Raw genomic sequence first — 978 nt, 5'->3', positions numbered from 1 at the left:
GCCTAACTTAAATAAAAATGTCTCCGACAAACCCGGTACGGTTCAGTTGCCTTTGTTAATTCTCAACAAGCCCTAGTAAATGTTGATCATAAAATTCATTCGGTGTTGCCTTATTCAAACTTAAATGAGGACGTATCATGTTATAAAGATCCAAATATTCAGCAATTGATTGTTTCGCTTGTTTAACCGTATCGTAAGCCTTCAAATAGACTTCAGAGATGGATCCGGAAATTTGAACAACTCCTATAAGTGATACTCTGCTCCTCAAATGATGTTATAAACAACAATATAGGGCGTGTTTTATAGCCGGTAGACCAACAACAAATCATTCACACGACTTTAAGGCTAAGGTAGCACTTGCTGAGATCAAAGCAGAAAAAACACTTGCTGAATTGAGTTCTGAGTTTGATGTTCATCAAAACCAAATTATTGACTGGAAAAATCAATTAATCTCAGCTTCCTCGCAAGCTTTCGATCAATCAAAAGCTCCATCAGAACCCCCCATTGATCTTAAAAAGCTACATGCAAAAATCGGTGAGCAAGCATTAGAAATTGATTTTTTAGAAGGTGTGTTGAAGAAACTGANTCAGCTTCCTCACAAGCTTTCGATCAATCAAAAGCTCCATCAGAACCTCCCATTGATCTTAAAAAGTTACATGCAAAAATCGGTGAGCAGGCATTAGAAATTGATTTTTTAGAAGGTGTGTTGAAGAAACTGGGCCGCTTCAACCACAAAAGTTAATCGATCACTCACTTCAGATTTCAGTATCTAAACAAGCTAAGTTACTGAAAGTCTCTCGTGGTTGTTATTATTATCGCCCAAAACCTGTTAGCTCATCAGATCTGAAGCTGATGCGATGTATTGATGAATTACATATGCAATATCCTTTTGCAGGCAGTCGTATGATGCGTGATTTGTTGAATCGTCAAGGGCATCATATAGGACGACGTCATACACGTACTTTAATGAAGAAAATG

Annotated in this window: 2 pseudogenes; one reads left to right on the top strand and one right to left on the bottom strand. The window is 37.5% G+C overall.

Annotated features, from left to right (window positions below):
* Window positions 1–55: 55 nt before the first annotated feature.
* A pseudogene (locus OKC24_RS19735) lies at window positions 56–214 on the bottom strand (integrase core domain-containing protein); the annotation flags it as partial.
* Between the two features lie 81 nt (window positions 215–295).
* On the opposite strand from OKC24_RS19735, the pseudogene OKC24_RS20190 reads away from it, so the two are divergent.
* Window positions 296–978, top strand: a pseudogene (locus tag OKC24_RS20190) (IS3 family transposase); the annotation flags it as partial.

It is taken from the genome of Acinetobacter entericus (assembly GCF_026168575.1).
GTDB classification, from domain to species: Bacteria; Pseudomonadota; Gammaproteobacteria; order Pseudomonadales; family Moraxellaceae; genus Acinetobacter; species Acinetobacter bouvetii.
The sequence above is the reverse complement of the archived record's forward strand: the minus strand, read 5'-3'. Positions and strand labels throughout refer to the sequence as shown.